Annotated in this window: 28 protein-coding genes; 16 read left to right on the top strand and 12 right to left on the bottom strand. The window is 59.5% G+C overall.

Annotated elements, in window-relative coordinates; genetic code table 11:
• Positions 1-26 precede the first annotated feature (26 nt).
• From BFP92_RS15995 to BFP92_RS16020, 6 genes are all read right to left on the bottom strand, one after another.
• On the bottom strand, positions 27-1,520 hold the full coding sequence (locus tag BFP92_RS15995; protein WP_065930281.1) for an RNA polymerase factor sigma-54: 1,494 nt from the start codon (positions 1,518-1,520) through the stop codon (positions 27-29).
• 184 nt (positions 1,521-1,704) lie between these two features.
• A complete protein-coding gene (lptB, locus tag BFP92_RS16000) occupies positions 1,705-2,430 on the bottom strand; it encodes an LPS export ABC transporter ATP-binding protein (protein ID WP_016974288.1) in 726 nt (241 codons plus the stop codon).
• Positions 2,430-3,002, bottom strand: a complete 573-nt coding sequence (gene lptA / locus BFP92_RS16005; protein WP_065930282.1) for a lipopolysaccharide transport periplasmic protein LptA — start codon at positions 3,000-3,002, stop codon at positions 2,430-2,432. The genes lptB and lptA overlap by 1 nt, the downstream gene beginning before the upstream one ends.
• A complete protein-coding gene (gene lptC, locus BFP92_RS16010; protein ID WP_065930283.1) occupies positions 2,989-3,561 on the bottom strand; it encodes an LPS export ABC transporter periplasmic protein LptC in 573 nt (190 codons plus the stop codon). Before lptC ends, lptA begins: the two co-directional genes overlap by 14 nt.
• A gap of 8 nt (positions 3,562-3,569) precedes the next feature.
• A complete protein-coding gene (locus BFP92_RS16015) occupies positions 3,570-4,094 on the bottom strand; it encodes a KdsC family phosphatase (RefSeq protein ID WP_065930284.1) in 525 nt (174 codons plus the stop codon).
• Positions 4,095-5,069: a KpsF/GutQ family sugar-phosphate isomerase gene (locus tag BFP92_RS16020; protein WP_065930285.1), complete on the bottom strand. Its 975-nt coding sequence runs from the start codon at positions 5,067-5,069 to the stop codon at positions 4,095-4,097. It abuts the gene before it with no gap.
• A gap of 287 nt (positions 5,070-5,356) precedes the next feature.
• On the opposite strand from BFP92_RS16020, the gene BFP92_RS16025 reads away from it, so the two are divergent.
• The 10 genes from BFP92_RS16025 to hisC all read left to right on the top strand — a co-directional run bounded on the left by BFP92_RS16025 (position 5,357) and on the right by hisC (position 13,316).
• The gene (locus BFP92_RS16025) at positions 5,357-6,166 is read left to right on the top strand and encodes an ATP-binding cassette domain-containing protein (RefSeq protein ID WP_005784851.1); all 810 of its coding nucleotides are present in this window, start codon (positions 5,357-5,359) and stop codon (positions 6,164-6,166) included.
• On the top strand, positions 6,166-6,963 hold the full coding sequence (mlaE, locus tag BFP92_RS16030; protein ID WP_056859019.1) for a lipid asymmetry maintenance ABC transporter permease subunit MlaE: 798 nt from the start codon (positions 6,166-6,168) through the stop codon (positions 6,961-6,963). Before BFP92_RS16025 ends, mlaE begins: the two co-directional genes overlap by 1 nt.
• On the top strand, positions 6,963-7,430 hold the full coding sequence (gene mlaD, locus BFP92_RS16035) for an outer membrane lipid asymmetry maintenance protein MlaD (RefSeq protein WP_005784855.1): 468 nt from the start codon (positions 6,963-6,965) through the stop codon (positions 7,428-7,430). The genes mlaE and mlaD overlap by 1 nt, the downstream gene beginning before the upstream one ends.
• Positions 7,431-7,441: 11 nt before the next feature.
• A complete protein-coding gene (locus BFP92_RS16040; protein WP_056859018.1) occupies positions 7,442-8,089 on the top strand; it encodes an MlaC/ttg2D family ABC transporter substrate-binding protein in 648 nt (215 codons plus the stop codon).
• Positions 8,086-8,391: an STAS domain-containing protein gene (locus tag BFP92_RS16045; protein WP_065930286.1), complete on the top strand. Its 306-nt coding sequence runs from the start codon at positions 8,086-8,088 to the stop codon at positions 8,389-8,391. Before BFP92_RS16040 ends, BFP92_RS16045 begins: the two co-directional genes overlap by 4 nt.
• A gap of 114 nt (positions 8,392-8,505) precedes the next feature.
• Positions 8,506-8,745, top strand: coding sequence for a BolA family protein (locus tag BFP92_RS16050; RefSeq protein ID WP_065930287.1), 240 nt, complete (start codon positions 8,506-8,508; stop codon positions 8,743-8,745).
• Positions 8,746-8,768: 23 nt separating this feature from the next.
• Complete coding sequence (gene murA, locus BFP92_RS16055; RefSeq protein WP_065930288.1) at positions 8,769-10,034, top strand: UDP-N-acetylglucosamine 1-carboxyvinyltransferase; 1,266 nt, start codon at positions 8,769-8,771, stop codon at positions 10,032-10,034.
• A gap of 143 nt (positions 10,035-10,177) precedes the next feature.
• The gene (hisG, locus tag BFP92_RS16060; RefSeq protein ID WP_003188599.1) at positions 10,178-10,813 is read left to right on the top strand and encodes an ATP phosphoribosyltransferase; all 636 of its coding nucleotides are present in this window, start codon (positions 10,178-10,180) and stop codon (positions 10,811-10,813) included.
• Between the two features lie 127 nt (positions 10,814-10,940).
• A complete protein-coding gene (gene hisD, locus BFP92_RS16065; protein WP_056859015.1) occupies positions 10,941-12,260 on the top strand; it encodes a histidinol dehydrogenase in 1,320 nt (439 codons plus the stop codon).
• 3 nt (positions 12,261-12,263) lie between these two features.
• A complete protein-coding gene (gene hisC, locus BFP92_RS16070) occupies positions 12,264-13,316 on the top strand; it encodes a histidinol-phosphate transaminase (RefSeq protein ID WP_065930289.1) in 1,053 nt (350 codons plus the stop codon).
• 69 nt (positions 13,317-13,385) lie between these two features.
• Here hisC and BFP92_RS16075 read toward each other — a convergent pair whose 3' ends face one another.
• A complete protein-coding gene (locus BFP92_RS16075; protein ID WP_017138224.1) occupies positions 13,386-14,660 on the bottom strand; it encodes a uracil-xanthine permease family protein in 1,275 nt (424 codons plus the stop codon).
• Positions 14,661-14,662: 2 nt separating this feature from the next.
• Positions 14,663-15,301 carry a uracil phosphoribosyltransferase gene (gene upp / locus BFP92_RS16080; protein ID WP_017138223.1) on the bottom strand — a complete coding sequence of 213 codons (639 nt, stop codon included), beginning with the start codon at positions 15,299-15,301 and terminating at the stop codon, positions 14,663-14,665.
• A 164-nt stretch (positions 15,302-15,465) separates the two neighbouring features.
• Here upp and BFP92_RS16085 point away from each other — a divergent pair, with 164 nt between their 5' ends.
• The 4 genes from BFP92_RS16085 to BFP92_RS16100 all read left to right on the top strand — a co-directional run bounded on the left by BFP92_RS16085 (position 15,466) and on the right by BFP92_RS16100 (position 17,493).
• Positions 15,466-16,023: a hypoxanthine-guanine phosphoribosyltransferase gene (locus BFP92_RS16085; protein ID WP_003216150.1), complete on the top strand. Its 558-nt coding sequence runs from the start codon at positions 15,466-15,468 to the stop codon at positions 16,021-16,023.
• Between the two features lie 3 nt (positions 16,024-16,026).
• Positions 16,027-16,494 carry a WbuC family cupin fold metalloprotein gene (locus BFP92_RS16090; protein WP_065930290.1) on the top strand — a complete coding sequence of 156 codons (468 nt, stop codon included), beginning with the start codon at positions 16,027-16,029 and terminating at the stop codon, positions 16,492-16,494.
• A 36-nt stretch (positions 16,495-16,530) separates the two neighbouring features.
• Positions 16,531-17,019, top strand: coding sequence for a hypothetical protein (locus tag BFP92_RS16095; RefSeq protein WP_065930291.1), 489 nt, complete (start codon positions 16,531-16,533; stop codon positions 17,017-17,019).
• Between the two features lie 186 nt (positions 17,020-17,205).
• Positions 17,206-17,493, top strand: a complete 288-nt coding sequence (locus BFP92_RS16100) for a PA4642 family protein (RefSeq protein WP_065930292.1) — start codon at positions 17,206-17,208, stop codon at positions 17,491-17,493.
• 92 nt (positions 17,494-17,585) lie between these two features.
• Here BFP92_RS16100 and mqo read toward each other — a convergent pair whose 3' ends face one another.
• Together mqo and BFP92_RS30480 are read right to left on the bottom strand one after the other, a co-directional pair.
• Complete coding sequence (gene mqo / locus BFP92_RS16105; RefSeq protein ID WP_065930293.1) at positions 17,586-19,094, bottom strand: malate dehydrogenase (quinone); 1,509 nt, start codon at positions 19,092-19,094, stop codon at positions 17,586-17,588.
• A gap of 721 nt (positions 19,095-19,815) precedes the next feature.
• Entirely contained in the window at positions 19,816-20,049 is a 234-nt protein-coding gene (locus BFP92_RS30480; protein ID WP_081321407.1) for a hypothetical protein, read from the bottom strand.
• Between the two features lie 182 nt (positions 20,050-20,231).
• Between BFP92_RS30480 and BFP92_RS16115 the strand changes: the two genes are divergently transcribed.
• On the top strand, positions 20,232-20,816 hold the full coding sequence (locus BFP92_RS16115) for a YajG family lipoprotein (RefSeq protein ID WP_017138217.1): 585 nt from the start codon (positions 20,232-20,234) through the stop codon (positions 20,814-20,816).
• A 71-nt stretch (positions 20,817-20,887) separates the two neighbouring features.
• On the opposite strand, the gene BFP92_RS16120 is transcribed toward BFP92_RS16115, so the two are convergent.
• Positions 20,888-21,097: a hypothetical protein gene (locus BFP92_RS16120; protein WP_056859008.1), complete on the bottom strand. Its 210-nt coding sequence runs from the start codon at positions 21,095-21,097 to the stop codon at positions 20,888-20,890.
• A 183-nt stretch (positions 21,098-21,280) separates the two neighbouring features.
• Between BFP92_RS16120 and BFP92_RS16125 the strand changes: the two genes are divergently transcribed.
• Positions 21,281-21,538: a hypothetical protein gene (locus BFP92_RS16125; RefSeq protein ID WP_065930295.1), complete on the top strand. Its 258-nt coding sequence runs from the start codon at positions 21,281-21,283 to the stop codon at positions 21,536-21,538.
• A 124-nt stretch (positions 21,539-21,662) separates the two neighbouring features.
• Here the strand turns inward: BFP92_RS16125 and BFP92_RS16130 are convergent, their stop codons facing one another.
• Positions 21,663-22,826 carry a 1-acyl-sn-glycerol-3-phosphate acyltransferase gene (locus tag BFP92_RS16130; RefSeq protein WP_170875845.1) on the bottom strand — a complete coding sequence of 388 codons (1,164 nt, stop codon included), beginning with the start codon at positions 22,824-22,826 and terminating at the stop codon, positions 21,663-21,665.
• Between the last annotated feature and the right edge of the window lie 131 nt (positions 22,827-22,957).

A 22,957-nucleotide genomic window follows, 5' to 3' on the forward strand; every position in this document is an offset into this window, starting at 1 on the left:
GCCACTGGAACGCTGTGGCCCGCCCGTCACATCAAACGCTTACGCTCGCTGGAAGGCGCGATCCCGAGGGACTCGCGGTACTTGGCGACGGTTCGACGGGCGACCTGAATGCCTTGTGCCTCCAGTAAACCAGCGATCTTACTGTCACTCAATGGCTTTTTCTGATTTTCCGCCGCAACCAGTTTTTTGATGATCGCGCGGATCGCCGTGGACGAGCATTCACCGCCTTCGGAGGTGCTGACGTGGCTGGAGAAAAAGTATTTCAGCTCATAAATACCCCGTGGGGTATGCATGAATTTCTGTGTGGTCACGCGGGAAATCGTCGATTCATGCATGCCCACAGCCTCGGCAATGTCATGCAGGACCAGCGGCTTCATCGCCTCGTCGCCATATTCCAGGAAGCCGCGCTGGTGCTCGACGATCTGGGTGGCCACTTTCATCAGGGTTTCGTTGCGGCTTTGCAGGCTCTTGATGAACCAGCGCGCTTCCTGCAATTGGTTGCGCATGAAGGTGTTGTCGGCGCTGGTATCGGCGCGGCGTACAAAGCCGGCGTACTGCGGGTTGACCCGCAGGCGTGGCACCGATTCCTGGTTCAGCTCCACCAGCCAGCGTTCGTTGTCTTTGCGCACGATCACGTCAGGCACGACATATTCGGCTTCGCTGGACTCGATCTGCGAGCCGGGGCGCGGGTTGAGGCTCTGCACCAGTTCGATGACCTGGCGCAGGTCATCTTCCTTGAGCTTCATGCGGCGCATCAACTGGCTGTAGTCGCGGCTGCCCAGCAGGTCGATGTAGTCGGTGACCAGGCGCTGGGCCTCGACGAGCCACGGGGTCTTGGCCGGCAGTTGGCGCAGTTGCAGCAACAGGCATTCGCTCAAAGTGCGAGCGCCAATGCCGGAAGGCTCGAACTGTTGGATGCGATGCAGGACGGCTTCGATTTCGTCCAGCTCGATGTCCAATTCCGGGTCGAAGGCTTCCAGAATCTCGTCGAGCGTCTCGTCCAGGTAGCCCTGATTGTTGATGCAGTCGATCAGGGTTACGGCGATCAGGCGATCGGTGTCGGACATCGGCGCCAGGTTCAGTTGCCACAGCAAATGGCTCTGCAGGCTTTCACCGGCGGACGTGCGGGTAGTGAAGTCCCACTCGTCGTCGTCATTGCTGGGCAGGCTGCTGGCGCTGGTCTGGTAGACGTCTTCCCAGGCGGTGTCGACGGGAAGCTCGTTGGGAATGCGTTCGTTCCATTCGCCTTCCTCAAGGTTATCCACCGTAGGGGCGGTTTCCTGATAGGACGGTTCCTGCACGTCGGGGTTGGGTTTTTGCTCGATGTTGTCGGCCAGCGGGTCTGCATTATCGAAGTCGTCGCCTTCTTCCTGGCGTTCGAGCATCGGATTGGACTCCAGGGCCTCCTGGATTTCCTGTTGCAGGTCCAGGGTCGACAATTGGAGCAGGCGGATGGCCTGTTGCAGCTGCGGTGTCATCGTCAGCTGCTGGCCCATTCTCAGGACTAGCGATGGTTTCATGGCAGGGGCTTAACACCTTATTCGCCGGCGCAATGCGCCATCCACGACAGGGCGCGTGAGCGCCAAACATAAGCAAATTATATGCCTGATATCAGGGGCTTTGCCTAGAGCGCGGTAACAATAAAAAAACCGAGGTTTTTATTGACTTGCACGCGCCCCTGGCAACTGCCTGATATCACCGTGTTTACAGGCGGAACTCGTGACCCAGGTACACTTCCTTCACCAGTTCATTGGCCAGGATAGTGGCGGAATCACCTTCTGCAATCAGTTGCCCATCGTTGACGATATAGGCGGTTTCGCAAATATCGAGCGTCTCACGCACGTTGTGGTCGGTGATCAGTACACCGATGCCCTTGGCCTTGAGGTGATGGATGATCTGCTTGATATCGCCAACCGAGATCGGGTCAACACCGGCAAAAGGTTCGTCCAGCAGGATGAACTTCGGCGCGGTAGCCAGTGCGCGGGCGATTTCCACACGGCGACGCTCACCACCGGACAGGCTCATGCCGAGGTTGTCGCGGATGTGGTTGATGTGGAACTCCTGCAACAGGCTTTCCAGTTCTTTGCGACGGCCGTCACGGTCGAGCTCCTTGCGGGTCTCGAGGATCGCCATGATGTTGTCGGACACCGACAGTTTGCGGAAGATCGACGCCTCCTGGGGAAGATAGCCGATACCCGCGCGTGCACGACCGTGCATCGGCTGGTGGCTTACGTCCAGATCGTCAATCAATACACGGCCCTGATCCGCCTGGACCAGGCCAACAATCATATAGAAGCAGGTGGTCTTGCCGGCGCCGTTAGGGCCGAGCAAGCCGACGATCTGGCCGCTGTCGATCGACAGGCTGACGTCGCGTACGACCTGACGGCTTTTATAAGCTTTGGCCAGATGCTGGGCTTTCAGGGTTGCCATTAGTTCGTCTTCTTCGCAGCGGGTTTAGGCGCAGGGGCGGCAGCGTCTTTCTGTTTCGGCTGGATCACCATGTCGATGCGAGGACGGGGTTGCGTGACCTTGCTGCCATTGGCGCGACCGGCGGTGGCGATCTGCTTGACGGTGTCGTAGGTGATTTTTTCACCTTCGGTGGTGTTGCCGTCAGTGCTGACAACCCGTGCCTGGTCGATCAGGACAATGCGGTTCTGCTGAGCGTGATACTGGATGGTCTTACCGTAGCCCTGCATCGGCTTCTTGTCGGTAACCGACTGCATCTGTTCGAAGTAAGCCAGGTTGCCTACCGAAGTCACCACGTCGATGTCACCCGCCGGGGTGCGAGTCAGCGTTACCGTGTTGCCGGTAATCTTCATCGAGCCCTGGATAATGACCACGCCGCCGGAATAGGTCGCGACACCTTGCTTGTCATCCAGCTGCGCATCGTCAGCCTGAATGCGGATCGGTTGCTGGCTATCGTTCGGCAGAGCCCAGGCGCTCACGCTTCCCAGTGCTGCGCCCAGACCGAGCAAAATAGGGAGGGTTTTAACGAGCCTCATACTGTCCTCTTACGTTCGATAGCAGGTGTATCCTGCTTTCTTTCAAATACGCTTTCATTCCCTTGCCAGTCGATACACCGCCAGCGCCGTCAATTCTAACGTCTTGCTCGGTCTGCGCATATTGCTGTTGTGGGAAAACGGTCATGCGACTGCTGGTGATGATGGTGTCACGCTTCTGTTCATCGGTGCGCGCAACGCGTACCGAGTCGATCAACTCAACCTGGGTGCCGTCCGCATTGACCTCGCCACGTTTGCTGGTGACGTGCCACGGAAAGTCGGTGCCGCGGAACAGGTTCAGGTCCGGGTTGGTCAGCAGGCTGACTTCGGATGCCTTGACGTGCTCGACTTTTTCCGCGGTCATCTCGTATTGGACCTTGCCTTCAAGCGTGAACTGCACCGTATAGGCATTGGTGGCGAAATTGTCGATCAGCCCCTCGTCAACCTGGGCAACAGGCTTGTCGAGAAAGCGCTCCGGGCTGATATTCCAGTAGCCCACCGCCAGGAACAGCGCGGCAATGACTCCGAATAACAGGAAGTTGCGAATCTTTTTGCTCAGCATAAAACGCTCTATAAGTAGGCGGCGTGGGCCGCTTCAAGACTGCCCTGGGCACGCAGGATCAATTCGCAGAACTCGCGGGCAGCACCTTCGCCGCCACGCGCGGTAGTGATGCCGTGGGCGTGTTCACGAACAAATGCCGCAGCGTTTGCGACGGCCATACCCAGGCCCACTCGGCGAATGACCGGCAAGTCAGGTAGATCGTCACCCAGGTACGCAACCTGCTCATAGCTTAGGTTGAGTTGGCCAAGAAGCTCGTCCAGAACCACCAGTTTATCCTCACGGCCTTGATACAGGTGAGGAATCCCCAGGTTTTGTGCGCGGCGTTCCACAACCGGTGTCTTTCGACCACTGATAATCGCCGTTTGCACACCGGCGGCCATCAACATTTTGATGCCCTGGCCGTCGAGGGTGTTAAAGGTCTTGAATTCGCTGCCATCTTCGAGGAAATACAGGCGGCCATCAGTCAGCACGCCGTCCACGTCGAAAATCGCCAGTTTGATGTTTTTGCCGCGTTGCAGCAGGTTGCTGGTCATTTACATCACTCCCGCACGCAGCAAGTCGTGCATGTTCAGGGCGCCGATCGGGCGGTCGTCACTATTGACCACCACCAGCGCGCCAATCTTATGGTCTTCCATGATCTTCAGCGCTTCGGCTGCAAGCATCTCGGGGCGGGCGGTCTTGCCGTGGGGCGTCATCACCGCATCGATAGTCGCGGTGTGGATATCGATGGTGCGGTCCAGGGTGCGGCGCAGGTCGCCGTCGGTGAAGACTCCGGCCAGGCGCCCGTCGGCTTCCAGGATCACGGTCATGCCCAGGCCCTTGCGGGTCATTTCCATCAGTGCGTCTTTGAGCAGGGTGCCGCGTTGTACGTGGGGCAGCTCATCCCCCGAATGCATGACGTTTTCCACTTTGAGCAGCAGGCGACGACCCAGCGCGCCGCCCGGGTGCGAAAACGCGAAGTCTTCAGCGGTAAAACCACGGGCTTCCAGCAACGCCACGGCCAGGGCGTCGCCCATCACCAGGGCGGCGGTGGTGGAGGAGGTCGGTGCCAGGTTAAGCGGACAGGCTTCGTGGGCCACATGCACGTTCAAATTGACTTCGGCAGCCTTGGCCAGCGTGGATTCCGGGTTGCCGGTGAGGCTGATCATCTTGATGCCCAGGCGCTTGATCAAGGGCAGCAAGGTCACGATTTCGTTGGTGGTGCCGGAGTTCGACAGCGCCAGGATGATGTCATCCTTGGTGATCATGCCCATGTCACCGTGGCTGGCTTCGGCCGGGTGCACGAAAAACGCCGTGGTCCCGGTGCTGGCCAGGGTGGCGGCGATCTTGTTGCCGACGTGGCCGGATTTGCCCATGCCGACCACCACCACGCGGCCCTTGCTGGCCAGAATCATCTCGCAGGCACGTACGAAATCTGCGTCGATATGGGCCAGTAAACCTTCTACGGCTTCAAGCTCGAGGCGGATGGTGCGTTGTGCGGATTGAATAAGGTCGCTGGATTGGCTCATGTCTGAAGTCGTATAGCCTGACGAAAAGTCGGCGATTATAGCGGTAATGATCAAATCCCTCACGCTAGTTATTCTGTAAGTGCCTGGGATTTATGCTCAGTCAGGTGTTTTCCCTGTCCCGAATCTGAACAAGGGCTGTTCCGGCCTTGGGGGCTCTGTACCAGCAGTGATATAGTTCGCCGCCAGTTCGGTCGGCCCAAGCCACGCCGCTAACTTTTGTGCATCTGTTGCAAACGAAAGTCGCACGCATGGTGTCTGAGTGAAAGGCTGCATCCCAAGGAGATTAGATGAGTGCCGATAACGCCTACGCGGTCGAGCTGAAGGGCCTTACCTTCAAGCGCGGTTCGCGCAGCATCTTCAATAACGTCGATATTCGCATTCCCCGCGGTAAAGTCACGGGCATCATGGGGCCTTCCGGTTGCGGCAAGACCACTTTGTTGCGCCTGATGGGCATGCAATTGCGGCCCAGCGCCGGCGAAGTGTGGGTCAACGGCCAGAACCTGCCGACCCTGTCGCGCAGCGATCTGTTCGATGCGCGCAAGCATATGGGCGTGCTGTTCCAGAGCGGTGCCCTGTTTACCGACCTCGACGTTTTCGAAAACGTAGCGTTTCCGCTGCGGGTGCATACCCAACTGTCCGATGAAATGATTCGTGACATTGTGCTGCTCAAATTGCAGGCCGTGGGCCTGCGCGGTGCTATCGACCTGATGCCCGACGAGTTGTCCGGTGGCATGAAGCGCCGAGTTGCGCTGGCGCGAGCGATTGCCCTCGATCCGCAGATTCTCATGTATGACGAGCCGTTCGTGGGCCAGGACCCGATCGCCATGGGCGTTCTGGTGCGCCTGATCCGCCTGCTCAACGATGCGTTGGGGATCACCAGCATCGTGGTTTCCCACGACCTGGCCGAAACCGCGAGCATTGCTGACTACCTTTATGTCGTCGGCGATGGCCAGGTGCTGGGGCAGGGCACGCCCGAAGAGCTCATGAACGCTGACAACCCGCGCATTCGCCAATTCATGACCGGCGATCCCGATGGCCCGGTGCCTTTTCATTTTCCGGCAGCGGACTACCGCTCAGATCTTCTGGGGAAGCGCTGATGCGCAAGACATCTTTAATCGAGAAGGTTCGCCTTTTCGGCCGCTCCGGCATCGACTTGATCGAGGTTCTGGGGCGTTCGACGATTTTCCTGTTTCACGCGCTGCTCGGGCGTGGCGGCATTGGCGGCGGTTTCGGCCTGCTGATCAAGCAGCTGCATTCGGTGGGTGTGATGTCCCTGGTCATCATCGTGGTGTCCGGGATATTCATCGGCATGGTGCTGGCGTTGCAGGGGTTCAATATCCTCTCCAGCTACGGTTCGGAGCAGGCAGTCGGGCAGATGGTTGCCCTGACGCTGCTGCGTGAGCTGGGGCCGGTGGTCACCGCCTTGCTGTTCGCCGGGCGTGCGGGTTCTGCATTGACCGCCGAAATCGGCAACATGAAGTCCACCGAACAGTTGTCCAGCCTGGAAATGATCGGCGTGGACCCGCTCAAATATATTGTTGCCCCGCGCCTGTGGGCCGGCTTCATATCCCTGCCGCTGCTGGCGATGATTTTCAGCGTGGTGGGCATCTGGGGTGGTTCGTGGGTGGCGGTTGACTGGTTGGGCGTTTATGACGGCTCGTACTGGGGCAACATGCAAAACAGCGTGACCTTCAGCGGCGACGTGCTCAATGGCATCATCAAAAGCATCGTTTTCGCCTTTGTAGTGACCTGGATCGCCGTATTCCAAGGCTATGACTGTGAGCCCACTTCAGAAGGGATCAGTCGCGCCACCACCAAGACCGTTGTGTACGCCTCGCTGGCGGTACTGGGCCTTGACTTCATTTTGACCGCCTTGATGTTTGGAGATTTCTGATGCAAAACCGCACTGTGGAAATCGGTGTCGGCCTTTTCTTGCTGGCTGGCATCCTGGCTTTACTGTTGCTCGCCCTGCGAGTCAGCGGCCTTTCGGCCAGCCCCACCGCCGATACTTATAAACTTTACGCGTACTTCGACAATATCGCCGGTTTGACGGTCAGAGCTAAAGTGACCATGGCTGGTGTAACCATCGGCAAGGTCACGGCAATCGATCTGGATCGCGACAGCTTCACTGGCCGGGTGACCATGCAAGTCGACAAGAAGGTAGATAATCTGCCGACTGACTCCACTGCATCTATTCTCACTGCTGGGCTGCTGGGCGAGAAGTACATCGGCGTCAGCGTGGGTGGGGAAACAGCCCTGCTCAAGGATGGTTCGACAATCCACGACACACAGTCGTCGTTGGTGCTTGAAGACTTGATCGGTAAATTCCTGCTCAATACGGTCAATAAAGACGCCAAATGAGGAACCTGTTCATGATCTCTACCTTGCGACGTGGCCTGCTGGTGCTGCTGGCAGCGCTGCCGTTGATGGCCAACGCGGCGGGTTCTGCGCACGATCTGGTGCAGGACACGACCAACAAGATGCTGGCTGACCTGACTGCCAACAAAGAGCAGTACAAGCAAGACCCCACCAGGTTCTACGAAGCGCTCAACACCATTGTGGGTCCTGTGGTCGATGCCGAGGGCATTTCCCGCAGCATCATGACGGTCAAGTATTCGCGCAAGGCCACGCCTGCGCAGATGCAGACCTTCCAGGAAAACTTCAAGAAGGGCCTGTTCCAGTTCTATGGCAATGCCCTGCTTGAGTACAACAACCAAGGCATTACCGTCGCTCCAGCCGGGGATGAGTCGGGTGACCGCACCAGCGTCAACATGACCGTCAAGGGCAACAACGGCGCGGTTTACCCGGTTCAGTACACGCTGGAGAAGGTCAACGGCGAGTGGAAACTGCGCAACGTGATCATCAACGGCATCAACATCGGCAAGCTGTTCCGCGATCAGTTCGCTGATGCGATGCAGCGTAATGGCAATAACCTGGACAAAACCATCAATGGTTGGGCCGGTGAAGTCGCCAAAGCCAAGGAAGAAACCGACAAACAAGCCGGGAAGCCTGCGCAATGACCGAGTCGGCTGTTCGTCTTGGTGACGCCGGCGAGTTGTTCCTCAGCGGCGTGCTGGATTACCGCACCGGGCCTGAGCTGCGCAAGCAGGGCCAGGCGCTGATCAACAGCAGCAACGCGCCTGCGCTGGTGCTTGATTGCTCGGCGGTGACCAAGTCCAGCAGTGTCGGCTTGTCGTTGTTGCTGTGCTTCATGCGTGATGCGCAAGCGGCCAGGAAACCGGTCAGCATCCGCTCAATGCCCGAAGACATGCGCGAAATCGCGCAGGTTTCCGGTATTACCGAGCTGTTGGCGCATCCTTAATACACATTATTAGAGAAGCCCCCCGTCAGAGTCCTGCTATGCGGGGTTCGCAGGCGCGGGGCTTTTTTGTATGATGTGCGACCCGTGCGCACTGGGCGCCGATAGAGGTTGAGCATGCAGGCCCTAGAAGTTAAAAGCTTCCTTGAAGGAAAGCTGCCCGAAACGAACGTCGAAGTTGAAGGCGAAGGCTGCAATTTCCAGCTGAACGTGATTAGCGATGAACTGGCGGCATTGAGCCCGGTCAAGCGTCAACAGCAGATCTATGCCCATTTGAACCCGTGGATCACCAATGGCAGCATCCATGCGGTCACTATGAAATTTTTCAGCCGCGCGGCCTGGGCCGAGCGCACCTGAGCCCCCAAGGCGTCGAGATTCTTATGGATAAATTGATTATTACCGGTGGTGCCCGCCTTGATGGCGAGATCCGCATTTCCGGTGCAAAAAACTCCGCCTTGCCGATCCTGGCAGCGACCCTGCTGTGCGATGGCCCGGTAACCGTGGCCAACCTGCCGCACCTGCACGACATCACCACCATGATCGAGCTGTTCGGTCGCATGGGTATTGAGCCGGTGATCGACGAGAAGCTGTCTGTCGAAATCGACGCGCGCACCATCAAGACCCTGATCGCTCCGTACGAACTGGTGAAAACCATGCGTGCCTCGATCCTGGTGCTGGGCCCGATGGTTGCCCGTTTCGGCGAAGCTGAAGTCGCACTGCCTGGCGGTTGCGCGATTGGCTCGCGCCCTGTCGACCTGCACATCCGTGGCCTTGAAGCCATGGGCGCGGTCATCGACGTAGAAGGTGGCTATATCAAGGCCAAGGCGCCGGAAGGCGGTTTGCGCGGTGCCAACTTCTTCTTCGATACCGTCAGCGTCACCGGTACCGAGAACATCATGATGGCCGCCGCCCTGGCGAACGGTCGCAGCGTGCTGCAAAACGCTGCGCGCGAGCCGGAAGTGGTCGACCTGGCCAACTTCCTGATCGCCATGGGTGCCAACATCACCGGCGCCGGCACTGACACCATCACTATCGACGGTGTGAAGCGTCTGCACTCGGCCACCTACAAAGTGATGCCGGACCGTATCGAGACCGGCACCTACCTGGTTGCCGCCGCCGTTACCGGTGGCCGCGTCAAGGTCAAGGACACCGATCCGACCATCCTGGAAGCCGTGCTGGAAAAACTCAAGGAAGCCGGTGCTGAAATCACTACCGGTGAGGACTGGATCGAGCTGAACATGCACGGCAAGCGGCCAAAAGCCGTGAACGTGCGTACGGCTCCGTACCCGGCGTTTCCGACCGACATGCAGGCGCAGTTCATTTCCTTGAACGCGATTGCCGAAGGCACAGGCGCTGTGATCGAGACCATCTTCGAAAACCGCTTCATGCACGTGTATGAACTGCACCGCATGGGCGCCAAGATCCAGGTCGAAGGCAACACCGCCATCGTTACCGGTATCGACAAGCTCAAGGGCGCGCCAGTCATGGCAACCGACCTGCGTGCCTCGGCCAGCCTGGTGATTTCGGCGCTGTGCGCCGACGGCGACACCCTGATCGACCGCATTTACCACATCGACCGTGGTTACGAGTGCATCGAAGAAAAACTGCAGATGCTCGGCGCTAAAATCCGCCGCGTACCGGGCTAGTTCCTGAAGCAGCAAACACCGTCACTGGGCTGTGTTTGCTGTTAGCTGAATTTGTTTCAAATCGAGGCTGTAATGGCCTCGATCTGTGTCTGGCGCCGTTTGCGACCGGACAGCAATAGCCTGATGAAGGACTGACGTTTCCCATGTTGACCATCGCACTGTCCAAGGGCCGCATCCTTGACGACACTTTGCCGCTTCTGGCTGAAGCGGGCATCGTGCCGACCGAGAATCCGGACAAGAGCCGCAAGCTGATCATCCCCACGACCCAGGACGATGTGCGCCTGTTGATCGTGCGGGCTACCGACGTGCCGACCTACGTTGAACATGGTGCCGCCGACCTCGGCGTTGCCGGTAAAGACGTGCTGATGGAATACGGTGGCCAGGGCCTGTACGAACCGTTGGACCTGCGTATTGCGCTGTGCAAGCTGATGACCGCCGGCCGTGTCGGTGATGTTGAGCCCAAAGGCCGCCTGCGCGTGGCCACCAAGTTCGTCAACGTCGCCAAACGCTACTACGCCGAGCAAGGCCGTCAGGTCGACATCATCAAGCTCTACGGCTCGATGGAGCTGGCGCCGCTGATCGGCCTGGCCGACAAGATCATCGACGTGGTCGACACCGGCAACACCCTGCGTGCCAACGGCCTCGAACCCCAGGATTTCATTGCTGACATCAGCTCCCGCCTGATCGTCAACAAAGCCTCCATGAAAATGCAGCACGCCCGTATCCAGGCGTTGATCGACACCCTGCGCAAGGCAGTGGAGTCTCGACACCGCGGTTGACTCACCCGCGCGGCCTTAGGCCGCGCCCGTCTATCCGCCTCATAGCCAGAATTCTCAGGTGCCCAAGCGGAAATGACTGCTAGTTTAGGGCGCCTGAGTTTTTGCCAATTCTATTGAGGCCCTCGCTATGACCACGTCCACTGCAATTGCCCGACTCAACGCTGCCGACCCGGATTTCGCCCATCATCTGGATCATCTGCTGAGCTGGGAAAGCGTGTCTGACGACTCGGTCAACCAGCGAGTGCTCGACATTATCAAGGCCGTGCGTGAGCGCGGTGATGCGGCGCTGGTGGATTTCACCCGTCAGTTCGACGGCCTGGACGTGAAGTCCATGGCTGACCTGATCCTGCCCCGTGAACGCCTGGAGCTGGCGCTGACACGCATCACAGCACCCCAGCGCCAAGCCCTGGAAGTGGCGGCGGCGCGGGTGCGCAGCTACCACGAAAAACAGAAACAGGATTCCTGGAGCTACACCGAAGCCGACGGCACCGTGCTGGGCCAAAAAGTCACGCCGCTGGACCGCGCCGGTCTGTACGTGCCCGGCGGCAAGGCCTCGTACCCGTCATCGGTGCTGATGAACGCGATCCCGGCCAAAGTGGCGGGCGTAACCGAAGTGGTCATGGTGGTGCCGACCCCGCGTGGTGAAATCAACGAGCTGGTGCTGGCCGCTGCCTGCATCGCCGGCGTCGACCGTGTGTTCACCATTGGGGGGGCGCAAGCCGTTGCAGCCCTGGCCTACGGTACCGAAAGCGTGCCGAAGGTCGACAAGGTGGTTGGCCCAGGCAACATCTATGTCGCCACCGCCAAGCGCCACGTGTTTGGCCAGGTCGGTATCGACATGATCGCCGGCCCTTCGGAAATCCTCGTGGTGTGCGACGGCCAGACCGACCCGGACTGGATCGCCATGGACCTGTTTTCCCAGGCCGAGCACGACGAAGACGCCCAGGCGATTCTGGTCAGTCCGGACGCCGAGTTCCTCGACAAGGTCGCCGCCAGCATCAACACGCTGCTGCCGACCATGGACCGCGCCGAGATCATCGAGAAGTCGATCAATGGCCGTGGTGCGCTGATTCTGGTGCGTGACATGGAACAGGCCATCGAAGTGGCCAACCGCATTGCGCCGGAGCACTTGGAATTATCTGTAGCCGACCCGCAGGCCTGGCTGCCGTCGATCCGCCACGCGGGTGCGATCTTCATGGGCCGCCACACCAGCGAAGCCCTGGGCGACTACTGCGCCGGCCCCAACCACGTGCTGCCGACGTCCGGCACCGCGCGGTTCTCATCGCCGCTGGGGGTGTATGACTTCCAGAAGCGTTCGTCGATTATCTTCTGCTCGCCACAAGGCGCCTCCGAACTGGGCAAGACTGCCTCGGTGCTGGCCCGTGGTGAATCGCTGAGCGCCCACGCGCGTAGCGCCGAATATCGCATCCTTGAAGAGGGGAAATGAGGCATGAGCAAATTCTGGAGCCCCTTCGTCAAGGACCTCGTGCCTTACGTACCCGGCGAACAACCGAAGCTGACCAAACTGGTCAAGCTCAACACCAATGAAAACCCCTATGGCCCATCGCCCAAGGCGCTGGCGGCGATGCAGGCCGAGTTGAACGACAACCTGCGTTTGTACCCCGACCCCAACAGCGACCTGCTCAAGCAGGCCGTGGCCAGGTACTACGGCGTTGACGCCGGCAAAGTGTTCCTCGGCAACGGCTCCGACGAAGTGCTGGCGCACATCTTCCACGGCCTGTTCCAGCACGACTTGCCGCTGCTGTTCCCGGACATCAGCTACAGCTTTTACCCGGTGTACTGCGGCCTTTACGGCATCAAGTCCGCCCCGGTGCCGCTGGATGAGCAATTCCAGATCCGCGTGGCCGACTACGCCAAGCCCAACGGCGGGATCATCTTCCCCAACCCGAACGCGCCGACTGGCTGCGTACTGGCGCTGGACGCGGTGGAGCAGATCCTCAAGGCCAGCCCGGATTCGGTGGTGGTGGTGGATGAAGCCTATATCGACTTCGGCGGCGAAACCGCCATCAGCCTGGTGGATCGCTACCCGAACCTGCTGGTGACCCAGACCCTGTCCAAATCGCGCTCACTGGCCGGTTTGCGTGTAGGCCTGGCCGTGGGCCACCCGGACCTGATCGAAGCGCTGGAGCGGGTCAAGAACAGCTTCAACTCCTACCCGCTGGATCGCCTGGCGATTGTCGGGGCGGCGGCGGCGTTTGAGGACCGTGAATATTTCGAGAAGACCTGCAAGCAGGTGATCGACAGCCGCAACACGGTGGTCGCGCAATTGGAGGGCAAGGGTTTTGAAGTGTTGCCTTCAGCGGCCAACTTCATCTTTGCTCGTCACCCACGGCACGACGCCGCGGGTTTGGCCGCAAAGCTGCGTGAGCAAGGGGTGATTGTGCGGCACTTCAAGCAGGAGCGGATTGCCCAGTTCCTGCGGATCAGCATCGGTACGCCGGAGCAGAACCAGGCGCTGATCGATGGCCTCGGTGAGCTCTAAGCCACACTGAAGATAAAAAAATGTGGGAGCTGGCAAGCCAGCTCCCACACTTGTTTTGCGTTGAGCCAGTTAGATCAACGGCTCATCCGGCTTCTTGTTCTTCCAGCCATCATTGCCCGGCAGCAGCAGGTTCAAACCAATCGCTACCACGGCACACAGGGCGATGCCCTTGAGGCCGAAGTCATCCGGGCCAGTGCCGGTGCCGACCAGCACACCGCCAATCCCGAACACCAGGGTCACCGACACAATCACCAGATTGCGCGCCTCGCCCAGGTCGATCTTGTGGCGAATCAGCGTGTTCATGCCCACCGCCGCAATCGAGCCGAACAGCAGGCACAGAATCCCGCCCATCACCGGTACCGGGATGCTTTGCAGCAACGCGCCGAACTTGCCGATAAACGCCAGGCTGATAGCAAACACTGCCGCCCAGGTCATGATTTTCGGGTTGTAGTTCTTGGTCAGCATCACTGCGCCAGTCACTTCGGCGTAAGTGGTGTTTGGCGGGCCGCCGAACAGGCCGGCAGCGGTGGTGGCAATCCCGTCCCCCAGCAAGGTGCGGTGCAGGCCGGGCTTTTTCAGGTAATCGCGACCGGTCACACTGCCCACCGCAATCACACCGCCGATATGTTCGATCGCCGGGGCCAGGGCCACCGGGACGATAAACAGAATCGCCTGCCAGTTGAACTCCGGCGCGGTGAAGTGGGGCAGGGCGAACCACGGCGCGGCGGCGATCTTCGCCGTGTCGACCACACCAAAGTAGAACGACATGGCAAAGCCGACCAGCACGCCGGAGATAATCGGCACCAGGCGGAAAATGCCTTTGCCGAATACCGCGACGATCAGGGTGGTCAGCAGTGCCGGCATCGAAATCAGCATCGCCGTCTGGTAATGGATCAGCTCGCTGCCATCACCGGCTTTGCCCATCGCCATGTTGGCGGCAATCGGCGCCATGGCCAGGCCGATCGAGATGATCACCGGGCCTATCACCACCGGCGGCAGCAGGCGGTCGATGAACCCGGTGCCTTTGACCTTAACAGCCAGGCCCAGGAAGGTATAAACGAAACCGGCCGCCATCACGCCGCCCATGGTCGCCGCCAGGCCGAACTGGCCCTTGGCGAGAATGATCGGGGTGATAAACGCAAAGCTCGATGCCAGGAATACCGGCACCTGCCGCCCTGTCACCACCTGGAACAGCAACGTGCCCAGGCCTGCGGTGAACAGTGCGACGTTTGGATCAAGACCTGTGATCAGTGGCATCAACACCAGCGCGCCAAATGCTACAAACAGCATTTGTGCGCCAGACAGGATCTGGCGCCAAAGCGGGTCGTTGAATTCATCCTGCATGCTCACGCGTCCTTCTGCTTGGTGCCGAAGATCTTGTCACCGGCATCGCCCAGGCCTGGGATGATGTAGCCGTGTTCGTTCAAGCGTTCGTCGATGGAGGCGGTGTAGATCTGCACGTCCGGGTGAGCCTTTTCGACGGCGGCGATGCCTTCGGGCGCAGCCACCAGCACCATGGCGCGGATGTCCTTGCAACCGGCCTTTTTCAGCAGGTCGATGGTGGCAACCATGGAACTGCCGGTGGCGAGCATCGGGTCGATGATCATTGCCAGGCGTTCGTTGATTTCCGGGACGAGTTTTTCCAGGTAGGTGTGCGCCTGCAAGGTTTCTTCATTGCGGGCCACGCCCACGGCGCTGACTTTGGCGCCCGGGATCAGGCTGAGCACGCCTTCGAGCATGCCGATACCGGCGCGCAGGATAGGCACTACGGTGATTTTCTTACCGGCGATTTTCTCCACTTGTACGGGACCGGCCCAACCGGGGATCTCGTAGGTTTCAAGCGGCAAATCCTTGGTCGCTTCATAAGTCAGCAGCGCTCCGACTTCCTGAGCAAGCTCACGGAAATTCTTCGTGCTAATGTCGGCACGGCGCATAAGGCCGAGTTTGTGTCGGATCAGCGGGTGGCGGATCTCGCGAGTGGGCATGGGAAAGGCTCCGGCGGCGGGCAAAAAAACCGGCCTAGATTAATCTATCCGAGGGTGTTGTCCTATAGACATCTAGTACGTTAGTCCATTAAGGCTTGATCGTTGCGCCTCACATGCGTACCTTTGCCCGCTTTTCTTGCCACAGCACCCCCTTGGAGAGCGCCATGTCCGCTGATCTCGAGCATATCCGTCAAATCATGCGCGAGGCTGACTGCCTGTACACCGAAGCGCAAGTCGAAGAAGCGATCGCCAAGGTCGGCGCACACATCAGCCGCGAAATGGCCGACACCAACCCGGTGGTCTTCTGCGTGATGAACGGCGGCCTGATTTTCGCCGGCAAATTGCTGACTCATCTGCAATTCCCGCTGGAAGCCTCGTACCTGCATGCCACCCGTTATCGCAACGAGACCAGCGGCGGCGACCTGTTCTGGAAAGCCAAACCGGAAGTATCGTTCATCGACCGCGATGTGCTGATCATTGACGACATCCTCGATGAAGGTCACACCCTGGGCGCGATCATCGACTTCTGCAAACACGCCGGTGCGCGCAAAGTGCACACCGCCGTATTGATCGACAAAGACCACGACCGCAAGGCCCGCCCGGACCTCAAAGCCGATTACGTCGGTCTGCCGTGCATCGACCGTTACATTTTCGGCTACGGTATGGACTACAAAGGCTACTGGCGCAACGCCAATGGCATCTACGCGGTTAAAGGGATGTAAACCATGGCGCGCTTTCTTGATCAGACGTTGTTCGCGCAATTGGCCGAGAAAGCGGCTGCCAGCCCTCGCGGCCGGCACCATCACAACTTGCATCAGATGGAAGAACCCTGCCATCGCCTGGCCGTCGGCCTGCAGCCCGACACCTATGTGCCGCCGCATCGGCACCTGAGTGCCGACAAGGCGGAAACCTTGCTGGTGCTCAAGGGCAGCCTCGGCATACTGGTTTTCAGCGACACCGGCCAGGTGATTGCCAAGCGCATTTTGCAGGCGGGCGGCGAGTGCGCAGGCGTCGATTTGCCGCCAGGCGTGTTTCATGGCCTGGTGGTGCTGGAACCCGACAGCGTGATGTTTGAATGCAAGGCCGGGCCGTATCGACCGATAGGCGAGGGCGAGTCACCCGACTGGGCGCCCCGCGAAGGCGAAGCCGGTGTGGCCGAGTACCAACGCTGGATGCTCGCCCAGTTCGATTGAGCTACAGTGCTCGGCTATCTTTCTACGGAGCGGCCCATGAGCCTGTTGACACGCACCTGCGCCGCCCTGGCGTTGACTCTCAGTTTGCCACTGGCTGCCGCGCCCGCGCCGATGCACAGCCAGTTCCTGCCGCCGGATGACCTCACCCTGCGCGCGCAAACGCCCGACCAGCAGCAACTGCTGCAAGTTACCGATTATGCGGTGGTGGTGGGTAACCAGCGGCAATCAACGCAACAGCCGATTCCGGTGACCTCGCCGTTGATGATCCGCCTCAAGGGCAAATCCTTGAACAAAGGCGCGACCATCGCCCAGGTGGTGCTCAATTTCGACGCCGAAAGCAAAAGCCTGAAAAAGCCGCTGTTTGATGACGCCAGCAAGACCCTGACCCTTTCTTACCCGATGGCGCAATATCGAGTGATTGTCGACCTGCTGCGCAATGACACGGTGTATGTACAGTTTCTCAGTTATGCCAACGGGCATATCTGGGCGGACCTGCACACAGGCGCCGTTCGCGCTAAATCGTGAGGCCGCAGGTAATCCAATGTGGGAGCGGGCTTGCTCGCGAATGCGGTGGGTCAATCAACTCAACTTAAACTGACACACCGCTTTCGCGAGCAAGCCCGCTCCCACAGTGGTTTTCGTCGCTTCCGAAGCGTGTGTGCCGCAGGTAAACTGCTAATCCCGTGTAATGTCTGCAGGCTGGAGTCGGTAATGCGTAAAGATAAGAAACAGGTGATTGGTGACGAGATCGGCGACGACCAGATCAAGTTGTTCCTGGATTTTGAGCCAGTTGACGCGACTTCACCGTCCCTGCACAAGCTGATCAAGGCCTACCGTGGCCTGCGTATCGATGACTTCGAGCGCTTCCTGGGCTTTTTCAAAGAGGCTGGCCTGGACCTGGACGGCAAGGATGAGCATGGCCAGACCTTCGTCGAGCTGATCAAGGACCAGCGCAACGCACCCGAGTACATCGAGCTGATCGAAAACGCTCGCGGCTGATTATTCGGGCCACAAAAAAACGCCCCGAAGGGCGTTTGATCGTTCCCACGCTCCGCGTGGGAATGCCTCCAGTGACGCTCCGCGTCACGACCTCAAGCGTAACTCTCAGCCTCGTTGCTTTGCTCAACCAGCTCCAGGCTGATGTTGTTCTGCGCATTGATCTTGCGATACAGCTCAGCATCCGTCTCCAGCACTTTTTCCCGCGCCGGGAAGATCTCGTGCAGCTTGGCCGCCCACTCTCCGGCAGCCTTGGCCGGGAAGCAGCGCTCGATCAGTTCCAGCATGATCGAAACCGTCACCGAAGCACCTGGGGACGCGCCCAGCAGGGCGGCCAGCGAGCCGTCTTTGGCCGCGACCAGCTCGGTGCCGAATTGCAGCACGCCGCCTTTTTTCGGGTCTTTCTTGATGATCTGCACCCGTTGGCCGGCCACTTCCAGGCGCCAGTCTTCGGCTTTGGCTTCAGGGTAGAAGCGGCGCAGGGATTCCAGACGCTGCTCCATGGACTGCATCACTTCGCTGACCAGGTACTTGGTCAGGTCCATGTTGTCGCGAGCGACCGCCAGCATCGGGCCGATGTTGCCGGCGCGAACCGACAGCGGCAGGTCGAGGAACGAGCCGTGCTTGAGGAACTTGGTGGTAAAGCCGGCGTATGGCCCGAACAGCAGGGATTTCTGGCCGTCGACCACGCGGGTGTCCAGGTGCGGCACCGACATCGGCGGCGAGCCCACGGCGGCCTGGCTGTAAACCTTGGCCTGGTGGTGCTTGACCACTTCCGGGTTGTCGCAACGCAGCCACTGGCCACTGACCGGGAAGCCGCCGAAGCCTTTGCTCTCTTCGATGCCCGAAGCTTGCAGCAGCGGCAGGGCCGCGCCACCGGCGCCGAGGAAGACGAACTTGGCGTCGACTTCGCGGCTGTTGCCGCTGTTGACGTCCTTGATGCTCACGGTCCAGCCCGCGCCATTGCGCTTGAGGCCGGTGACGCGCTTGCTGTACTTGACCTGGGCATCGGGTGCGCTGGTCAGGTGCGACAGCAGTTGGTTGGTCAGGGCGCCGAAATTGACGTCGGTGCCGTTCATCACGCGGGTGGCAGCGATTTTTTCATCGAGCGGGCGGCCCGGCATCATCAGCGGCATCCACTCGGCCATCTCATTGCGGTCTTCGGTGTAATGCATGTCCGAGAACGCATGGTGCTGGCTGAGGGTTTCAAAGCGCTTCTTGAGGAAGGACACGCCTTTGTCGCCTTGCACGAAGCTCAGGTGCGGCACCGGGCTGATAAAGGACTTGGACGAGCCAAAGGTGCCCTTTTTGGTCAGGTACGCCCAGAACTGCTTCGATACCTCGAACTGGGTGTTGATGTGCACGGCTTTCTTGATGTCGATGGAACCATCGGCGGCCTGCGGCGTGTAGTTCAGCTCACACAGCCCGGCGTGGCCGGTGCCGGCGTTGTTCCACGGGTTGGAACTCTCCGCGGCACCCGAATCCATCAGCTCAACGACTTCCAGCTTGAGGCCGGGGTCGAGCTCTTTGAGCAATACGGCCAGGGTGGCACTCATGATGCCGGCCCCTACCAGTACTACGTCGACTGCTTCGTTATGCGCCATTTAACGCGTCTCCAAAATCTGCAGCACCAAATTGACGGCATGGCTGCCAGGAGTGACGGGGCGGTTCACGTGTTGCCCCAGGTTACCCATGGCCAGGATCGCCATGTCCGTTTCGCAATTCTTTGCAACTTCAGCACACGCTTCCTGCCGGCTAATCTGCCTATGAACGCATTCATGGGCGCCTGTGGCAATTCGACTTATGGTCAAAGCGTGCGATTCGTGCAACCAATCCGTAGCGGACAGGCTCAAGCTCCGGTGTTTGAGGAGTACTCGGTCCTGTGTGGTTGGGCTGTTCCAGACGCTGATGGTGCTTGTACAAACGCCAAACTATTCATTTGCTCGCCACACTCTTGTGAAGTTGTGAAAACCCGTTTTTTCACGCTCTTTTGAAGACGTGAACCTCAAAAAAGGGCTGCCCCAGCCTGGCACCTGGCCCGTAAACCCTGCCGACACGCAGCAAGACGGGCAAACAACTCAAGTGGCCGAGCGCAATGGCAGCTCTGGCAGATTCGGCAAAGAGGGGTGGTTTGCAAAGAAATCAGCAAGCGCGCCAGCTTCACTCGATCTGTGTGGGCGGCTCTCTGTGGGCGATTGGGGGGTTAATACCGAGGCATTAACGGTGCTGCGGGGCCCGATCAGGAGACGTCCTTATAATCGGGGGGAGATTGTAGCGAAGAACGTCGGGGAAATGGGCGTGTTTTGTGACTTTTATTAGGGCTGTTCAGGAAGCCAGTGCGTGCCGCGAATGCCTGTGAGCAACCTGCGGGCTGATTCGGGCACTCATCGGCAATGGACGGTGCATCCAGCCCAAGTGAGTCTCCGAGACTTCCACCCAGCCATCGCCCACAGGTGGCAGGCTGCACTGCTTGAACGCCACGCAATGGCCGTTGGCATCGAGCCGTGCGTAATGGCGATGGCGGGGGTGTGACATGAACAATGATTTAAGAAGGCGCATGGCTTTGTACCTGTTACGTTACATGCTTGAAGGTTGCCAGTGTGCCATGACAGTGGAGTGACGAAATTATGCGAAATTGTAATTTCAGCCCGCCTTCAGCTGACGTTCAGGATGGCTGGTGGGTGGCCCACATGCGCCGTTATACTGGCGGCCTGTTTGCACCCAGTCCTGGAGAAATGAGTATGTTGCAACGCCTGTTGTTCGGTTTGATCACTGTGACCAGTTTGACCCTGGTTGGCTGCGCCAACAGCCCGCAACAACTCAGCCCGCAACCTAAAGTCACGGCGCAACTGGCGCCTGTCGGCCATGGCCAGCCGGTGTCGGTGCGCGTGGTAGATGGTCGTCCTTCGCCCACCCTGGGTTCCCGTGGTGGCCTGTACCCTGAGACTGCGCTGATTTCGGTCCAGGGTCAGGACGTGCTGCCCAAGCTGCAAGCCCAGGCTGAAGCCGCCGTGCGCCTGCTGGGCTTTACCCCGGCCAACTCGCCGGGCGCGCCGCAGTTGACCATCACCCTGGCTGAGCTCAAGTACCAGTCGCCCAAAGAAGGCCTGTATGTGACGGAAGCCTCCATCGGCGCGACCTTCAAGTCCGACGTCAGCGCCGGTACACGCCGCTACAGTGGCCGCTACGGCGCGTCCCTGAACCAGCGCTTCGGTATGTCGCCGAACCAGGAAACCAACACCAAGCTGGTCAGCGACGTGTTGAGCGACGCCCTGACGCGCTTGTTCAAAGACCCGAGCATCGGTTCGCTTCTCAACGCGCAGTAAGCGTCAGGCGGGCGCGCAACGCCCCGATCACCGGGCTCAGCAATGAGCCCGGTTTTTTATGCCTGTAGCCTTCATGCAGCCGTTTCGACATAAAAGTCCAGCACACTCACGCCTGTGAGCAGGTCCAGCTCCGGCAGGTCGGCATGCTGGTGCCCGCCGAGGGCGCAATACACCAGCCAGTGGCGGTCCTGGACGTTGAATGCGAGGCCGCCGACCAGCGCTTCCTGCTCATCGTTCTGGGCCATCAGGTACAGCCGATCCTGGTTTTGTGCGTGCAGCATGACAAGCTCCCAAGCGTTCGAAGGGCAACAGAGTGGCTTGTTAAGGTGACGTTCAGGTGACGCTGTAAATTACTGGATACATTAGCCGTACATGGGGGACGGAACGTTTCAGCGGCAGGAGGCCAATATCATTCAGGTTTGTATCTGAATTGGTACCAGGACACTCGTCTACCGAGGTTTGCGATGGCGCTGCCCGCACTGTTGATCAATGCTGTGGCTTTATTGGTGGCCTGCTCGGGTGCAGCGCTGCTGTTCATTACCCGCCTGCGCGAGCAGCGAGCGCTGGCCGACCTGACCGCCCAAAGCGAAGACCGCGCGATCGACCAACCGATGTTGTTTCTGGATGTGCGTACCGAACGGTCGCATCGCCTGGCTTACCGCGTCGGGTTTGGCTGCCTCGCCCTGGCGCTGGCCGTGTCCTGGCTCAGCACCCACCTCTAAAACCACTGCAAAACCAAAATGTGGGAGCGGGCTTGCTCGCGAATGCAGGGTGTCAGTCGATACATCTTTGACTGAACCACCGCTTTGGCGAGCAAGCCCGCTCCCACATTTTTTGCTTCGGTGATTAGAGAGCAATCCCGGCCTTGACCCGGTATTGATTCCTTACCGGGGTCGCATACTGCGTCACCAAGTACGGCCGGTGTTCCGCCGGGCACTCATTCAAACGCCGCTCCCACTCCGCCTTGGCCTTGGCCAACTCATCGGCCGGGAACACGTCGGCTGCCGCCGGCACCTGCAATTGCGGGTCGGCGTCGCTCCACTGCGCGTACGCCAGGTAATGCACCGGGAACAGGCGATAACCGCCGAGAATTTGCCGGTCCATTTCCACGGCCAGCAGCTTGGTGTCTTCAAAACGCTCGGTAATCGGCGGGGCAAAGTTCACGTGCACGCGGCCCTTGTAGCCGGTAATACCCAGCGCAATGCTCACATCGTCTTCGCCTGGCGCCTTGCTGTAGGTGCCGGTGGTGGCGCGGATGTACAGCTCGCGGGCCTTGGCGCTGTCGCACGGGTCGTATTCATAGCTGATCGACACCGGCGTCAGGTTCAGCGACTGGATCACCTCGGCAAACGGCTCGTCCTTGCGGCTGACATGGAACATCTTGAGGATTGCCGACTCGGTGCGATCATCGCCATCCTTGGCGCGGCCTTCGGCCTGGGCGATCCAGATCGACTGGCAATCGTTGCGGATCGAATGGTTGATATAGGCCGACAGCAGGTTATACGCCGCCATCTTCTCCTTTCGCCCAGTGATCGAGCGGTGCACGATGAAGCTCTTGTTCAGGCGCATCAGGTCGCTGACAAACGGCTTTTGCAGCAGGTTGTCGCCGATGGCGATACGTGGCGTCGGCAGGCCGGCGTGGTATACGGCATAGTTGACGAAGGCCGGGTCCATCACGATATCGCGATGGTTGGCCAGAAACAGATAGGCGGTGCCGGCCTTGAGCTGCTCGACGCCAGTGTAGGTCACGCCGTCCGTCGCGCGATCAATGGTGTGATCGACGTAATACTCGACTTTGTCCTGCAGCGTGGCCACGGTGGTGACGCCGGCAAATTCACGGCGCAGCTTGCGGGCGATCATCGGCTTGAGCAGCCAGCCCAGGGCGCCGGCAAAGCGCGGGAAGCGAAAGTGAGTCAGGATGTCCAGAAAGGCCTTGTCACTGAACAGACGCGCCAGCACGGCCGGGACTTCGCTGTCGTTGTAAGGTCGGATGGTATCGAATTCGCCCATCATGCTCTCTTGTTAGAAACGGCTAGGGTAAGTAAAGGAAATATCAGGGTGCGGCCGCAATATTGGCTCTGCCGTGAATAGCCCTGTAAATAGACCGGCGATTATACGCACAAGTCACCTGGGAGACCGCG

Source organism: Pseudomonas sp. 58 R 3, assembly GCF_900006605.1.
Lineage (GTDB): Bacteria > Pseudomonadota > Gammaproteobacteria > Pseudomonadales > Pseudomonadaceae > Aquipseudomonas > Aquipseudomonas salomonii.

Excerpts from the sequence above, each read along its gene's own strand:
- hisD (WP_056859015.1), top strand. The coding sequence starts at position 10,941 with ATGACCACGTCCACTGCAATTGCCCGACTCAACGCTGCCGACCCGGAT.
- BFP92_RS16090 (WP_065930290.1), top strand. The coding sequence starts at position 16,027 with ATGGCGCGCTTTCTTGATCAGACGTTGTTCGCGCAATTGGCCGAGAAA.
- BFP92_RS16050 (WP_065930287.1), top strand. The coding sequence starts at position 8,506 with ATGCAGGCCCTAGAAGTTAAAAGCTTCCTTGAAGGAAAGCTGCCCGAA.
- BFP92_RS16045 (WP_065930286.1), top strand. The coding sequence starts at position 8,086 with ATGACCGAGTCGGCTGTTCGTCTTGGTGACGCCGGCGAGTTGTTCCTC.
- BFP92_RS16085 (WP_003216150.1), top strand. The coding sequence starts at position 15,466 with ATGTCCGCTGATCTCGAGCATATCCGTCAAATCATGCGCGAGGCTGAC.
- lptC (WP_065930283.1), bottom strand. The coding sequence starts at position 3,561 with ATGCTGAGCAAAAAGATTCGCAACTTCCTGTTATTCGGAGTCATTGCC.
- BFP92_RS16025 (WP_005784851.1), top strand. The coding sequence starts at position 5,357 with ATGAGTGCCGATAACGCCTACGCGGTCGAGCTGAAGGGCCTTACCTTC.
- BFP92_RS16075 (WP_017138224.1), bottom strand. The coding sequence starts at position 14,660 with ATGCAGGATGAATTCAACGACCCGCTTTGGCGCCAGATCCTGTCTGGC.
- murA (WP_065930288.1), top strand. The coding sequence starts at position 8,769 with ATGGATAAATTGATTATTACCGGTGGTGCCCGCCTTGATGGCGAGATC.
- BFP92_RS30480 (WP_081321407.1), bottom strand. The coding sequence starts at position 20,049 with ATGCGCCTTCTTAAATCATTGTTCATGTCACACCCCCGCCATCGCCAT.
- mqo (WP_065930293.1), bottom strand. The coding sequence starts at position 19,094 with ATGGCGCATAACGAAGCAGTCGACGTAGTACTGGTAGGGGCCGGCATC.
- BFP92_RS16095 (WP_065930291.1), top strand. The coding sequence starts at position 16,531 with ATGAGCCTGTTGACACGCACCTGCGCCGCCCTGGCGTTGACTCTCAGT.
- hisC (WP_065930289.1), top strand. The coding sequence starts at position 12,264 with ATGAGCAAATTCTGGAGCCCCTTCGTCAAGGACCTCGTGCCTTACGTA.
- mlaD (WP_005784855.1), top strand. The coding sequence starts at position 6,963 with ATGCAAAACCGCACTGTGGAAATCGGTGTCGGCCTTTTCTTGCTGGCT.
- BFP92_RS16020 (WP_065930285.1), bottom strand. The coding sequence starts at position 5,069 with ATGAGCCAATCCAGCGACCTTATTCAATCCGCACAACGCACCATCCGC.
- upp (WP_017138223.1), bottom strand. The coding sequence starts at position 15,301 with ATGCCCACTCGCGAGATCCGCCACCCGCTGATCCGACACAAACTCGGC.
- BFP92_RS16130 (WP_170875845.1), bottom strand. The coding sequence starts at position 22,826 with ATGGGCGAATTCGATACCATCCGACCTTACAACGACAGCGAAGTCCCG.
- BFP92_RS16015 (WP_065930284.1), bottom strand. The coding sequence starts at position 4,094 with ATGACCAGCAACCTGCTGCAACGCGGCAAAAACATCAAACTGGCGATT.
- BFP92_RS16115 (WP_017138217.1), top strand. The coding sequence starts at position 20,232 with ATGTTGCAACGCCTGTTGTTCGGTTTGATCACTGTGACCAGTTTGACC.
- BFP92_RS16040 (WP_056859018.1), top strand. The coding sequence starts at position 7,442 with ATGATCTCTACCTTGCGACGTGGCCTGCTGGTGCTGCTGGCAGCGCTG.
- lptA (WP_065930282.1), bottom strand. The coding sequence starts at position 3,002 with ATGAGGCTCGTTAAAACCCTCCCTATTTTGCTCGGTCTGGGCGCAGCA.
- hisG (WP_003188599.1), top strand. The coding sequence starts at position 10,178 with ATGTTGACCATCGCACTGTCCAAGGGCCGCATCCTTGACGACACTTTG.
- lptB (WP_016974288.1), bottom strand. The coding sequence starts at position 2,430 with ATGGCAACCCTGAAAGCCCAGCATCTGGCCAAAGCTTATAAAAGCCGT.
- BFP92_RS16125 (WP_065930295.1), top strand. The coding sequence starts at position 21,281 with ATGGCGCTGCCCGCACTGTTGATCAATGCTGTGGCTTTATTGGTGGCC.
- mlaE (WP_056859019.1), top strand. The coding sequence starts at position 6,166 with ATGCGCAAGACATCTTTAATCGAGAAGGTTCGCCTTTTCGGCCGCTCC.
- BFP92_RS15995 (WP_065930281.1), bottom strand. The coding sequence starts at position 1,520 with ATGAAACCATCGCTAGTCCTGAGAATGGGCCAGCAGCTGACGATGACA.
- BFP92_RS16100 (WP_065930292.1), top strand. The coding sequence starts at position 17,206 with ATGCGTAAAGATAAGAAACAGGTGATTGGTGACGAGATCGGCGACGAC.
- BFP92_RS16120 (WP_056859008.1), bottom strand. The coding sequence starts at position 21,097 with ATGCTGCACGCACAAAACCAGGATCGGCTGTACCTGATGGCCCAGAAC.